Source organism: Pseudomonas sp. NPDC087336 (genome assembly GCF_044744285.1).
Classification (GTDB): domain Bacteria; phylum Pseudomonadota; class Gammaproteobacteria; order Pseudomonadales; family Pseudomonadaceae; genus Aquipseudomonas.
Genome location: NZ_JBIUYA010000002.1, coordinates 61,065 through 73,378, shown reverse-complemented (window position 1 = coordinate 73,378; position 12,314 = coordinate 61,065). Strand labels below are relative to the sequence as shown.

The 12,314-nt window shown below is 53.7% G+C and carries 12 protein-coding genes; 8 read left to right on the top strand and 4 right to left on the bottom strand.

Features of this window, described 5'->3' with window-relative positions:
* Positions 1-4: 4 nt before the first annotated feature.
* Entirely contained in the window at positions 5-1,525 is a 1,521-nt protein-coding gene (locus ACIO0C_RS02825; RefSeq protein WP_401307514.1) for a class I adenylate-forming enzyme family protein, read from the bottom strand.
* A 273-nt stretch (positions 1,526-1,798) separates the two neighbouring features.
* Here ACIO0C_RS02825 and ACIO0C_RS02820 point away from each other — a divergent pair, with 273 nt between their 5' ends.
* Complete coding sequence (locus ACIO0C_RS02820) at positions 1,799-2,566, top strand: SDR family NAD(P)-dependent oxidoreductase (RefSeq protein WP_401307511.1); 768 nt, start codon at positions 1,799-1,801, stop codon at positions 2,564-2,566.
* Between the two features lie 34 nt (positions 2,567-2,600).
* Positions 2,601-3,197: a TetR/AcrR family transcriptional regulator gene (locus ACIO0C_RS02815; protein ID WP_401307508.1), complete on the top strand. Its 597-nt coding sequence runs from the start codon at positions 2,601-2,603 to the stop codon at positions 3,195-3,197.
* A gap of 50 nt (positions 3,198-3,247) precedes the next feature.
* Here ACIO0C_RS02815 and ACIO0C_RS02810 read toward each other — a convergent pair whose 3' ends face one another.
* From ACIO0C_RS02810 to ACIO0C_RS02800, 3 genes are read right to left on the bottom strand one after another with little or no spacing between them, the layout of a single operon-like run.
* A complete protein-coding gene (locus ACIO0C_RS02810) occupies positions 3,248-4,195 on the bottom strand; it encodes a hydroxymethylglutaryl-CoA lyase (RefSeq protein WP_401307505.1) in 948 nt (315 codons plus the stop codon).
* 4 nt (positions 4,196-4,199) lie between these two features.
* On the bottom strand, positions 4,200-4,601 hold the full coding sequence (locus ACIO0C_RS02805; RefSeq protein ID WP_401307502.1) for a cupin domain-containing protein: 402 nt from the start codon (positions 4,599-4,601) through the stop codon (positions 4,200-4,202).
* A 13-nt stretch (positions 4,602-4,614) separates the two neighbouring features.
* Positions 4,615-5,997, bottom strand: coding sequence for an acetyl/propionyl/methylcrotonyl-CoA carboxylase subunit alpha (locus ACIO0C_RS02800; RefSeq protein WP_401307499.1), 1,383 nt, complete (start codon positions 5,995-5,997; stop codon positions 4,615-4,617).
* 185 nt (positions 5,998-6,182) lie between these two features.
* Here ACIO0C_RS02800 and ACIO0C_RS02795 point away from each other — a divergent pair, with 185 nt between their 5' ends.
* The 6 genes from ACIO0C_RS02795 to ACIO0C_RS02770 all read left to right on the top strand — a co-directional run bounded on the left by ACIO0C_RS02795 (position 6,183) and on the right by ACIO0C_RS02770 (position 12,248).
* On the top strand, positions 6,183-6,959 hold the full coding sequence (locus ACIO0C_RS02795; RefSeq protein WP_401307497.1) for an enoyl-CoA hydratase/isomerase family protein: 777 nt from the start codon (positions 6,183-6,185) through the stop codon (positions 6,957-6,959).
* Complete coding sequence (locus ACIO0C_RS02790) at positions 6,956-8,488, top strand: acyl-CoA carboxylase subunit beta (RefSeq protein ID WP_401307494.1); 1,533 nt, start codon at positions 6,956-6,958, stop codon at positions 8,486-8,488. The genes ACIO0C_RS02795 and ACIO0C_RS02790 overlap by 4 nt, the downstream gene beginning before the upstream one ends.
* A 27-nt stretch (positions 8,489-8,515) precedes the next feature.
* Positions 8,516-8,728, top strand: coding sequence for an acetyl-CoA carboxylase biotin carboxyl carrier protein subunit (locus ACIO0C_RS02785; protein ID WP_122854836.1), 213 nt, complete (start codon positions 8,516-8,518; stop codon positions 8,726-8,728).
* Between the two features lie 16 nt (positions 8,729-8,744).
* Positions 8,745-9,590 (top strand): fumarylacetoacetate hydrolase family protein, encoded by an 846-nt coding sequence (locus ACIO0C_RS02780; RefSeq protein WP_401307492.1) that lies wholly within the window; start codon positions 8,745-8,747, stop codon positions 9,588-9,590.
* A gap of 71 nt (positions 9,591-9,661) precedes the next feature.
* A complete protein-coding gene (locus tag ACIO0C_RS02775; protein WP_401307489.1) occupies positions 9,662-11,011 on the top strand; it encodes an MFS transporter in 1,350 nt (449 codons plus the stop codon).
* Between the two features lie 82 nt (positions 11,012-11,093).
* Entirely contained in the window at positions 11,094-12,248 is a 1,155-nt protein-coding gene (locus ACIO0C_RS02770; RefSeq protein WP_401307486.1) for an acyl-CoA dehydrogenase family protein, read from the top strand.
* The last annotated feature ends 66 nt before the right edge of the window (positions 12,249-12,314 follow it).

Sequence of the window (12,314 nt, the reverse complement as noted above, 5' to 3'; positions counted from 1 at the left end):
ATCCTCAGTTCTGGGGCTCGAAACGTTTACGAAGTTCGCGCTTAAGAATCTTCCCGTTGTGGTTGAACGGCATTTCTTCATAAGCGATGAATTCCACCCGTTTAGGCAGTTGATAGCTGGCCAGATGCTCACGCGCATGTCCTACAAGGACTTCACTGCTGCTTTCGACGCCATCATGCAAAACGACGATGGCAGTAACCTCCTCCCCCCAACGCTCATTGCTCAATCCAATGACCGCGACCTCGCGCACATGCTTGTGCTTGGAAAGTACGGCTTCCACTTCTTGGGAGTAGACGTTTAACCCACCAGTCTTGATCATGTCTTTGAGACGGTCGTAGAAATACACAAAACCGTTCGAGTCCATGTGAGCCAGGTCTCCAGTGTGCAGCCAACCTTTTTCGTCAATGGCATCACTGGTCGCATCTGGACGATTGTGGTAACCGAGCATGATGGTCGGCCCACGCAGGACGATTTCACCTATCTCACCCGCAGGCGCCATGTTGCCTTGATCATCCATAATGGCCACTTCGATGTTCTGGAATGCACGACCAATCGAATCACGGGCGCGCTCGTAATCTTCTTCCTTGAGAACCGTAGCAATCGGGCCGGCTTCGGTTAGCCCGTACTGGTAGAAAATCTTCACGCCAGGAATGCAGGCTTTCATCGCGCTTCGATCGTTTGCAGTCAGAATCCCGCTGCCTACATACCATCGAGTCATGGAGCTGACATCGAGCTCATTTGCCAGCGGATGAAGCACGAATTCGCGCGCGAGCGACGGCGGCATAAAGGTGTTGGTCACCCTCTCCTTCGCGATCACTCGGAGCACATCTTCAGTCGCGTACTTTTCAAGCAGAGTTGCTGTTGCACCGAGATACAGGTGTGGAAGCAACCAGCAGTTCAGTGCAGCGGAGTGATGCAAGGGCGTGGCAATGAGCGTGTTATCGCCCTCGCACATGTCGGTATCGATGATTTCGTTCAGGCTATTCCAGAACAGATTCGAGTGTGTCAGTAACACCCCCTTAGAACGCCCCGTGGTACCGCCGGTGTAAAGGATGACTGCAGGATCGTGCTCACTCAGTGCAGCGTCGCAGTGCACCAGTGCGCTACTGGCGTCTTTGAACGAATGCAAGGATTCGAGCATTACCACAGGGAAGCTCAAGCCATCGAAGAGAGCGCCAAAAGCCTCTACATGATGGCTCGACACAAACAGCACCTTCGCTCCGCAGTCCTCGAGCATCATCGCGATCTGTTCGGGGGTCTCCCGGTAGTTGAGTGGAACGGCGATGGCACCGATTTTCACGACACCATAGAACGCCTCCACCCACTGGCGACTCGAACAGGCCAGAAAAGCCACCTTGTCGCCGTGCCCGACACCTGCAGCAATAAGTGCATGGCCTATCTGATTCGCTCCAGCTTCGAATTCGGCGTAGGTCGTGCGACCAGCGTTATCGATCAAGGCCACCTTGTCAGGAAAGCGTTTGGCGTTGTGGGTGATATGACCACCCAGCAGCATTCGGCTAGACATGAAAACTCCTCTTGTAATTATTTTGAAGCCCCAGGCACGCAGCTCTCCACGAACCATTCGAGCTCTCTGGCTGATCAGAATAACTAACATTCGTTAGTTTGCAAGAGGGTTGATTGATGATTTTTTACGCCTAACCGATCCAAAAATAGATCGAAAGTTCACGATCAAACCCAGCAGATCGCCTATAAATGCACGACCTCGCTTGTAATAATCGCTAAAGAAGCTAAAAATAACAGACGTTAGTTTCCAATAGTAAAAATAAGAGGATCCTTCATGATTAACCTATCTCTGCGCCTCGACAATGCAATCGTGCTGATTACCGGCGGTGGACGAGGAAACGGTGCCTCCCTTGCACAGGGTTTTGCGGCTGCCGGCGCGACAGTGGTTGTCACTGACATTGACCAGCAAACGGCCTGCGCAACCGCAGAAAGCATCATTGCCGGAGGCGGAAAAGCGCTTGCCTACTCTCTGGACATTTGTGACGAAGAGGCATGCCGCACACTCGCGGATGTCGTCAGAAACGAAGTAGGGAATATCACAGCTCTGGTCAACAATGCCGGCTTGTTGTTCCGTGAGCCATTTTCCAGCGAGAAAAGCCCGGAGCAATGGCGTCGCACCCTTGCGGTGAACGTGACCGGTATGTTCAACACCACGCACGCCTTTTTACCTCATTTGAAAGAAACGAAAGGCTCGATTCTCAATATTGGATCGATTCACAGCTTCACCTCGGGCCTGGCATCGCTGTCGAGCTACGTCACCTCAAAAGGTGCCGTATTGCAGTTTACCAAAGCATTAGCTTCTGAGCTGGCCGTAGATGGCATTCGAGTAAACGGGCTCGCACCTGGATCGTTCCCCACGGCAATGTCGGAGGCTACTCGCCAGGACTCCAGCAAGCTTGAAGCTTTTCTAAGCCACGTTCCAATGGGCCGCACAGGTGAGCCGCACGAACTGATCGGGCCAGCAGTATTCCTGACCTCACCGCTAGCAAGCTATATTACTGGCGCGATGATTCCTGTGGATGGCGGCTACCTGACCCGTTGAGCCATCCCCTCCTCCATATTGAGACACTTAACTGATGCGACCCGTAGGCGCGAAACGAGAAGTCACCGAACAAGCCATTCATACCGCCGGGGTGGAGCTCATTGCCAAATATGGCTATGAAGCGATGACACTGAGAGATCTTGCAGAGAAAGTGGGCATTAAAGCTGCCTCTCTCTACAACTACTTCAGCAACAAGCAGGAGTTCCTGGCGACCGTTCTCAAGACCGTTATGCGCGACCTGCTGATGGAATTCACTGAAAAGGTGGATTTCCAGCCCACCACCTATCGGCGCTTTGAAGCCATGATCGGTGTTCATCTGCATTTCCACACCGAGCGCCGCAAGGAGGTTTTTATCGGCAACATGGAGCTTCGCAGTCTCGACGAGGAAAACTACCGCATGGTGGCCCGGCTCCGTTCAGAATATGAGCGACGGGTTCGCCAGATAGTCGAAGACGGGGTGAAGGAGGGTATTTTCAATGTGTCTGACTGTAATCTCACAACAAAGGCCTTGATCTCGATGTTGACCGGTATCTGTACTTGGTATCAGCCCATGGGCAGACTGGGGCTTGAGGAGCTGGAAAAGCAGCACATAGAGCTTTCGTTACGTATGGTGGGATTCCAGCACACCTGAAAACAAAAACCCCACCTGATCAGGTGGGGTTTTTCGTTACAGTTCGTGCATTACGACTTCTTGTATCTGGCGAGGCTTCCGCCATGCATCACTTTACCCGGCAATTGGCGCCCGAAGACATCCTCCGCCAGATAGGCGACCTCAATAAGCTTATCGAGGTCTACTCCGGTCTCAATCCCCATCTCATGACTCATGAAGACGAGATCCTCGGTACAGATGTTGCCGGCCGCACCGCGATGCCCCGCGAATGGGCAGCCTCCCAGACCAGCGCACGAGCTATCAAATTTAGCCACGCCAAGCTTGAGTGCCGCATAGACATTCGCCAAGCCCGTACCCCGTGTGTCGTGCAAATGCAAACCGAGCGGCAGGTCAGGCCAACGCTCGCGCACAGCCCCAATTGTTCTCTCCATCATGAGCGGATTGGCCCAACCAACCGTATCCGCGAGGTAGACGCCTTTCAACTGAACATCGGCCTCAGCCGCGAGCTTCAGAACCTCCCCGACCATTCTGACCACTTGAGGAATAGGCATGTATCCCTCGTAGTTGCACCCGAATGCCGTCATCACATAACCCCATTCAACGGGTATGTTGTGCTCCGCATACGACTTGAGCCAAGCCCTTTGTTCATCGAGCGTCTGCTCGATATCCTTGTTGGTGTTGTTGACCGAGAAGGCTTCTGAAGCCGTCACGCGAATAGCCCCAATGATGTCCAACTGCGACTTGTAGGCTCGCTCAAGCCCTTGTTGATTCAGCCACAAGCCGGTGTAACGCACACCATCCTTCTTCTTGATCGCGGCGGCCAACTCGTCAGCATCCGCCATACCTGGAACACGTTTGGGATTTACGAAAGACACGCAGTCGATTTGCTTCAGGCCTGTCTCAGCCAAGGCCTCGATCAATTGAGTCTTGCGCGAAAGAGCAATAGGGGTCGGCTCGATCTGGAAGCCCTCTCGCGGCCCCTCTTCGTTGATCCAGATTTGCTTTGGAAGATCACTCATTTCATTACTCCAGATTCTGGCCTGCGTGTTCGCCTTCCAGGAACTTGTTCGGGCGAAGGAAGAAAGAAAGCACCAGTGCGCCATTAGGGGATCGAGCCAGGTGCTGGTTGCCACGGGGGCGCCACACAAAATCCCCCGCCGCCACTTCACCTTCGTCATCCACGATGCTGCCTTCGAGCACATAGGTCTGCTCGACTTCTACATGCTCATGCAGCGGCAAACGGGTACCCGGCGCCCAGCGAAACAGCGCCGTTAGCAACCCACTCTCCTTGTCTTGCATGAGTATCTTCATGTCGATACCGGGGGTTGGAGTGGCCTTCCACGGAAGAGACTCAACACTGATATAGCGCGAAGCAAGCTCTGCAAGAGCGTCGATTCCCGGTACGTTCGGAGTAGTGACAGCCATGGTTCAGTCTCCCTTAAACAGGCTGAGCGAGAGCAAAAAGACTTTCGCTGTGCTGGTCGATGAAGCGCGTATTTACGCTGGCATCCAAATAAGCAGGCTCTGCCAAGACGCGAAGCAAAAACTGTCGATTCGTCTTGAGACCGGAGATTTTCAATTCGGTCAGGGCTTTTTCAAGGCGAACGACTGCTTCGGCACGATCCTTACCGTGAGCGATGATTTTCATGATCATCGGGTCATAGAACGGTGTGATTCGATCGCCAGCGATGAAACCAGTGTCGATCCGAACGCCCTTGACCCGCGGCAGCTCGAGCTCTTCGATCAGGCCGGGAGCAGGCATGAATTTCTTTTCAGGTGATTCGGCATAAAGACGCGCTTCGATAGCGTGCCCATTACGCTGAATTGACTGTTGAGTTAGCTCGCCCTCGACGTTCTCACCAAGGGCATGACGAATTTGCGCTTTGACCAGGTCGACGCCCGTTATGGCCTCTGTCACAGGGTGTTCGACCTGAATGCGAGTGTTCATCTCGAGGAAAAAATAAGACTGGGACTTTTCGTCATACAAGAATTCGACGGTGCCAGCGCCGTCATAACGGCAGAGCCTGGCAAGGTTAACCGCCGCGCTAGCCATATGAGCCAATACTTCCTGAGGAACATTGGGAGCGGGCGACTCCTCCAGAACCTTTTGGTAGCGACGCTGAATGGAGCAGTCACGCTCAAATAGATGCACGGCCTCGCCATTGCCAAAGCCAAAAACCTGCACTTCGATGTGCCGAGCGCTTTCGATCAGCTTCTCCAGAAACACAGTGCCATCGCCGAATGCACGCTCAGCCATACGCTGAGTACCAGCCACTGCTTCTACCAACTCGCCTGGCGAATGAACAGGTTTCAGACCGATCCCTCCCCCTCCCGCAGAAGCCTTCACCAGCAACGGATAGCCGACAGCCTCGGCAGCCTTCAGTAGCGCCTCAGGATCTTCGGCGGATACGTTTTCAGCGGCAGGCTGAACCGGAACACCTGCTTTGATAGCCAAGTGGCGCGAGCGCTGCTTGTCACCCATCGCCTTGATTACTTCGGCTGTAGGGCCAATAAAGGTAATACCGGCAGCCGCACATGCATCGGAAAAATCGGTATTTTCCGAAAGGAATCCATAGCCTGGATGCACCAGTGTTACGCCATTCTCCTTGGCCACATTCAGCACTTTCTCGGCATCCAGATAGCTTTCAGCCGCCTTGGCCGGGCCAATCAAGAATGCCTCATCAGCGGCTTTGACATGTTGTGCCTCGGCATCCGCCTCGGAATAGACAGCAACGGTGGGAATGCCGAGCGCCTTGGCCGAGCGAATAACCCGGCACGCGATCTCGCCGCGATTCGCGATTAGTAGTTTTTGTTCTGTCACGATCTTCTCCTAAAACTAACAGTTGTAAGTCATAAGTCCCGCCACCATTCGCCGGCTGCAACCCAATTGTTGTGGGGCCACCCTAGCGAACAACGAAAAATATCGACCAGGCTTGTGCTGCAAACAAAGCCTAGCTATATTCTCGTAAACTAACAACGGTTAGTAAAACAAAAAAGGAGATCCCCTTGAGTACCACGCAGCTTCTTGTCCAGCGCCGAGGCCCTTGCGCAACGATCACTATCAGCAACTCTGCCAAGCGCAACGCCATTGCCACCGTGACTGCTGGCGAACTCGTCGAAACCCTGCTGATGCTGGATCGTGAAGAAGAAATTCGCGCGATCGTGATTACCGGCGACGGGAACTGCTTCTCTTCTGGAGGCGACCTTGATGAGTTCCTTTCCACGGTAGATGCCGGTGGTACTCAATTGTGGGAAACCGGCGAATCGTGGCAGCGCCTCTTCAGCGTAATTCCCACACTGAGCAAACCTGTGATTGCACGAGTGGTTGGGCCTGCAATGGCCGGCGCTTGTGGCCTTGTTGCAGCTTGCGATTTCGCCTATTGCAGCGATGACGCCACATTCGGATCCCCCGAGATAAAAATCGGCCTTTTCCCACTCTTCATCCTGCCCGCCCTAGTGAATCGCTTGGGCGAGCGCCACGCCCTAGACCTGGCCTTGACGGGTCGCACCATCGACGCCCAGGAGGCCTCGCGCATGGGCCTGGTAAACAGGGTCACTTCGATCGACGAGATAGACGGCTTCGTAGAGCAGATGGTTAAGAGTTTCACAGCGTTGGAACCAGCCACCGTCCGTCGCGGTAAACACGCATTCCACAAAATCTCATCCGTGGGAGTCACCGAAGGACTGGAGCTAGCGCGAGGCTTACGCCCTGCCTTCATGTGCTCGGATGAACTTCGTCGCGGTATCGAGAAATTTTTTGCTAAGAAAGAGGTGAAAGCATGAGCGGTTACGAGAACGTGAAAGAACTGCAACGTCGTGCAGAAATTGCACGTGCTGGTGGCTCAGAGAAAGCAAAAGAAAAGCACCAGGCTCAAGGCAAACTCCTGGTACGTGATCGCCTCGCTATCCTCTTTGACGACGGCAAGTATCTCGAAGACGGACTTCTGGTAGGCGCATCCCGCGGGATGCCAGGTGACGCAGTGGTCACCGCAATAGGCAAGATCAACGGCCAGGAAGTCGCCGTCATCGCCAACGACATGACTATCAAAGCAGGCACCTGGGGTTACCACACTTTCCGCAAAATAGTGCGAATGCAAGAGATTGCCGTCGAAGCCAAGATGCCGATCATCTATCTGGTCGACAGTGCGGGTGCTCGAATCGATAGCCAGTTCGACTGCTATTTGGGACGCATCGCCTGGGGGAATATCTTCTATACCCAAGTGCAGATTTCTGGAGTTGTCCCGCAGGTCTGCGTCATGTTCGGCCCGTCTCCTGCAGGCTCAGCCTATGTCCCTGCCCTGTGTGACTTGGTCATCATGGTAGACAAGAAAGCGACTGCCTATCTCGGCTCACCTAGACTCGCCGAAATGGCGATCGGTGAGAAAGTCACGGAAGAGCAAATGGGCGGTGCCCGCATGCATTGCGCCGTGAGCGGTCTGGGCGACTACTTGGCACAAACTGAAGAGGAAGCGCTGAAAGCTGCCGCCGACTACCTACGATTCTTCCCGAGCCACAACAGTCAGTTGCCTCCTCTTCGGGAGTCGAAGATGCCCGGCTCCAAGCGCTCCCTCACTGAGATTGTTCCGGCCGACCAAAACCGTCCGTTCGATGTAAAAGAGCTCGTCGAAGCTCTTGTCGATGAGGGTTCTATCTTTGAAGTGAAGGCACTTTTCGCCAAAGAGGCTTACACCGCTTTCGCCTATCTCGGTGGCCGTCCAGTCGGGATCGTAGCAAACAACTCAAAGAACAAAGGCGGTGTGCTGTTCAACGACAGTGCCGACAAGGCAACCCGCTTTATCTGGGCCTGCAACGCCTTCAATATTCCATTGCTGTTCCTTCAGGATATCAGCGGCTACATGATCGGCAGCGCTGTAGAGAAAGCAGGGATTATTCGTCATGGCGCCAAGCTCCTGCATGCAGTCTGCGAAGCGAAGGTTCCACGTATCTCCGTGATGGTACGCAAAGGCTATGGCGGCGGTTACCTGGGTATGTCGGGTGCTCCAACACAGCCAGATGCGCAACTTGCCCTTCCAGGTGCAATGCCCGCCCTGATGGGCCCAGACGCCGCGATCAACGCTATCCACTTCAATGAAATCCAAACCCTCGAGGGTGAGGCCCGTGCCGCCTTTATCGACGAGAAACAAAAAGAGTACTCCAAGGACATCAACGCTTTCGACCCAGCAGACCAGTTCTCCTTCGAGGCTGTGGTAGACCCCGACGAACTTCGCGAGGAGCTGATTCAACGCTTCACGCTTTACAGCCGTCGCGTGATTCCCCGCATCGATCGCCGCAACGGGATCTACCCGGTTTAACGCCATAAAACAAGAAAGGAGAGACTGATGAGCGAAATCAAAGCGCCTATGGCCGGCAACATTTGGAAGATCAACGTCCAGGTCGGCCAGGAGATCAATTTCGGTGACGAGGTAATCATCATGGAGTCCATGAAAATGGAGATTCCAGTTGAAGCGGACGACGCTGGCATAGTCAAAGAAATCAAAGTGGCCGAGAACGACAATGTCGACGATGGCCATGTCCTGATCATCCTCGAGTGAGCCAGAGAGACTACACATGAAGATTGCATCCTTCATCCACGATGGACGCCGGTCATATGGTGTCGTTGATGGCGATACTGTATTGGACGCCGGCGCCGTGTTGGATCACAAATATGTCGATTTACGCTCCGTTCTAGCGTCCGATGACGGCTTGGCAGATCTCGCCAAGCTCACCATCGCGCCGCGGCTGAGCACTCAAGAAGTCGAATGGCTGCCGGTGATACCCAATCCAGACAAAGTGCTGTGCGTGGGTCTCAACTACCTGAAGCACATTATTGAGACAGGTCGGGAAACGCCGAAGCATCCAACGCTGTTCACCCGTTTCGCAAGTGCTCAGGTCGGTCATGAACGACCAATGATCTTGCCGAGAACGTCTACTAACTTCGACTTCGAAGGCGAGTTGGCTGTGGTGATAGGCAAACCTGGAAGGCATATCTCAAAACACAATGCCATGTCCCATGTTGCAGGCTACAGCCTATTCAACGACGGGTCGATTCGTGACTGGCAACGCCACACTCTGCAATTCACTGCCGGCAAGAATTTTGTAGGCAGCGGTAGTTTTGGGCCGTGGATAGTCACACAGGATGAAATCGCCAACGTCGATGCTCTCGTGCTCGAAACGCGACTGAACGGGGAGGTCGTTCAACGTGAAGGGATTGACGACCTGCTCTTCAAAATCCCGGATCTGATTGAGTACATCTCTACATTCACAGAACTGCTCCCAGGAGACGTAATTGCTACTGGAACACCGGGCGGCGTAGGCGCATTCAGAACCCCTCCATTGTGGATGCAATCTGGAGATGTCATTGAAGTAGAAGTCGAGGGAATTGGAATACTGAGAAACTCCATTAAAGCTGAGTAACCCTAAATGGTGAAAGGCGTCCACGCGCGCCTTTCATTCGAAGTCCGCACAATAACAAAACTGGACTCACCATGAAATCGACGATAGATGCTTCCAACTGGAGCCTCGCAGACGCATCCAGCACTAACAGAATCCTGTTCAAGAAAATAGCATTGCGCGTTCTACCCTTGATATTTGTGGCGTATGTATTCGCCTTCCTCGATCGGGTCAACATCGGTTATGCGAAGCTTCAAATGCTACCGGATCTTGGTATCACGGAAAGCCAATACGGGCTTGCCGCCGGTGTGTTTTTTATTGGTTATGCCCTGTTTGAGATCCCCAGTAATTTGCTGCTGGACAAGATTGGCGCTCGCAAGACCATGACCCGAATCATGGTTCTTTGGGGTCTTGCTTCTGCTGCCACGATGTTGGTTTCAACGGCCCAACAGCTCTACCTGATACGACTGCTTCTTGGGATCTTCGAGGCTGGCTTCTTCCCTGGAGTCATCCTCTATCTCAGTTTTTGGTTTCCCAGCTATCTACGCGGTCGGGTAACCGGCACCCTGCTTCTTGCGACTCTCGTTGCGCCTATCCTGGGCGGCCCGATTTCAGGCCTGATCATGGAAGGAATGAACGGTGTCGCTGGCATGGCTGGTTGGCGCTGGCTATTTCTTCTGGAAGCACTACCGATCATTTTCATCGGTGTGGCCTGCTTCGTACTCTTGTGTGATCGGCCCGAGCAAGCAGCCTGGCTGAGTGAAGAGGAAAAAGCACTGCATCATGACCTCATGACTCGTGATAAGGCTACCCAAAATCCCGAAGCTGGCAATGCGCACAGTGGTGAAGCAATCTTCAGTGCCCTCGTAGATCCCCGTGTCTACGTGCTCGCATTTCTCTATTTCAGCTCCGCCCTCGGTACCTATGCGTTCAATTTTTGGCTACCGTCGATGATCCAAAAACTCGGTGTAGCCAGCATCACGCACATCTCCCTCTACGCCATGATTCCGTTCAGTTGTGCTGCACTTGGCATGATTCTCGTTGGACGTAGCTCTGACCTACGTCGGGAAAGACGCCTTCATTACTGCATCAGTGTCCTCTTTGGCGCTGCCATGCTTTCACTGTCGACACTCTCCGACTCTCTGGGCTTGTCAATAGCGCTACTCAGCGGGGCAGCATTTGGCTTCAGCGGGGCGATAATTGTTTGTTGGGCAATCCCGGCCACCTACCTAAAAGGAAAAAGCGCACCAGCAGGGATCGCATTGGTGAGCTCCTTAGGCTCTCTTTGCGGATTTGCTGCGCCATCAATCATCGGCTTGGCTCGCGAGGTAACCGGCAAAGATCACGCAGGTATGTACGCGATCAGTTTGATCATGGTTGTTGCAGCTGTCGCCATGCTAACGATGATGCCGAAACATGCGCTGACCGTCGGCAAGCCCGAATAAGCCACCACCTTACCTGCCATCCCAGGTGTCATCGCCACTTGGGGCTACAAAACCTACAAAAAGAAAAGTCAGGAGATGAATAATGCTGTTACCCATGTCCGATGAAGAGCGACTTTATTGCGAAGCTGTCGAAGGAACCGTTAAACGTGTTTCTCCGGTAGACCATGTACAAAAAATGGATAACCAGAAGCAGTTTGATTTCGGTTTACATAAGGCCTTGGCAGAACTGGGGGTATGGGGAGTCGGGATTGAGGAGGAGTTTGGGGGCGCTGGTGGAACCCCAAAACTCCAGGTACTAACACTCGAGGCCTTGGGCCGGATGGCCACATCGATGGCCGTTTTTGGTGTCGTTCAGTTCATGGCGACAAGGCTACTTCGTCAGTACGGCACTCCCGCCCAACAGGACAAATACCTTTCAAAACTGTGCGCAGGTGCCATCAAGGCCTCGTTTTGCCTGACAGAGGAAAGTGGTGGCACAGACATTCTTCAAGCGATGCGCACCAAAGCTCGTCGTGCCGATAATGGCTGGCGATTGACCGGCAGCAAATACTGGATCAGCGGTGCAATGCACGCCGATCTATTGATAGTGCTCGCTCGCACCAGTGAGCATCGTTCGCGGGGAGTGACGATGTTCCTCGTCGACAAGCCTACTCCTGGTGTATCGGCCTCTGAAATCAACACCTTCGCGATTAATAGTTATGACACCTGTTCCGTTGCATTCGACGACGTGGCTCTCTCCGATGACGCGGTGCTGGGAGAGGTCGACCAAGGCTTCATTCAAGTCTTGAGCACCCTTAATTCAGAGCGTCTGAACGCCGCAGCGGTAGCAACGGGCATCGGCCGCGGCGCTCAACAGCTCGCAGTTGAGTATGCTCGAGACCGACAGGCGTTTGGCCGTCCCATCGGTCAGTTCCAATCCGTTCAACATCGCTTGGTGCATGCTGGAGTGGCGCTGGAACAAGCTTGGCTCACCACCCAGATGGCGGCGATCGCAGAGGAACAGGGCCAGGCCAATATTGAAGTGTCGAGCGCTATCGCCAAGCTCGCTGCGAGTAAGGCGGCAAATGAGGCTGTGCGAACAGGAATGGAAACCATGGGAGGAGCTGGGTTCGACCTCGAGTATCCAATGCAACGTTACTATCGCGACATTCGCCTGTATTCGTTCGCCCCGTTGACCGACGATATGCTCGCGAACTTGCTCGGAGAGCGTTGGCTCGGCCTACCTCGATCATTTTAATCAGCTCCTTACTTACTGTCCTTGGTGGTAGCCCTGCCAAGGACAAGGATGATTTTAATATAAATT

Coding starts and splice junctions, on each gene's coding strand:
- ACIO0C_RS02825 (WP_401307514.1), bottom strand. CDS start 1,525: ATGTCTAGCCGAATGCTGCTGGGTGGTCATATCACCCACAACGCCAAA.
- ACIO0C_RS02820 (WP_401307511.1), top strand. CDS start 1,799: ATGATTAACCTATCTCTGCGCCTCGACAATGCAATCGTGCTGATTACC.
- ACIO0C_RS02815 (WP_401307508.1), top strand. CDS start 2,601: ATGCGACCCGTAGGCGCGAAACGAGAAGTCACCGAACAAGCCATTCAT.
- ACIO0C_RS02810 (WP_401307505.1), bottom strand. CDS start 4,195: ATGAGTGATCTTCCAAAGCAAATCTGGATCAACGAAGAGGGGCCGCGA.
- ACIO0C_RS02805 (WP_401307502.1), bottom strand. CDS start 4,601: ATGGCTGTCACTACTCCGAACGTACCGGGAATCGACGCTCTTGCAGAG.
- ACIO0C_RS02790 (WP_401307494.1), top strand. CDS start 6,956: ATGAGCGGTTACGAGAACGTGAAAGAACTGCAACGTCGTGCAGAAATT.
- ACIO0C_RS02785 (WP_122854836.1), top strand. CDS start 8,516: ATGAGCGAAATCAAAGCGCCTATGGCCGGCAACATTTGGAAGATCAAC.
- ACIO0C_RS02780 (WP_401307492.1), top strand. CDS start 8,745: ATGAAGATTGCATCCTTCATCCACGATGGACGCCGGTCATATGGTGTC.
- ACIO0C_RS02775 (WP_401307489.1), top strand. CDS start 9,662: ATGAAATCGACGATAGATGCTTCCAACTGGAGCCTCGCAGACGCATCC.
- ACIO0C_RS02770 (WP_401307486.1), top strand. CDS start 11,094: ATGCTGTTACCCATGTCCGATGAAGAGCGACTTTATTGCGAAGCTGTC.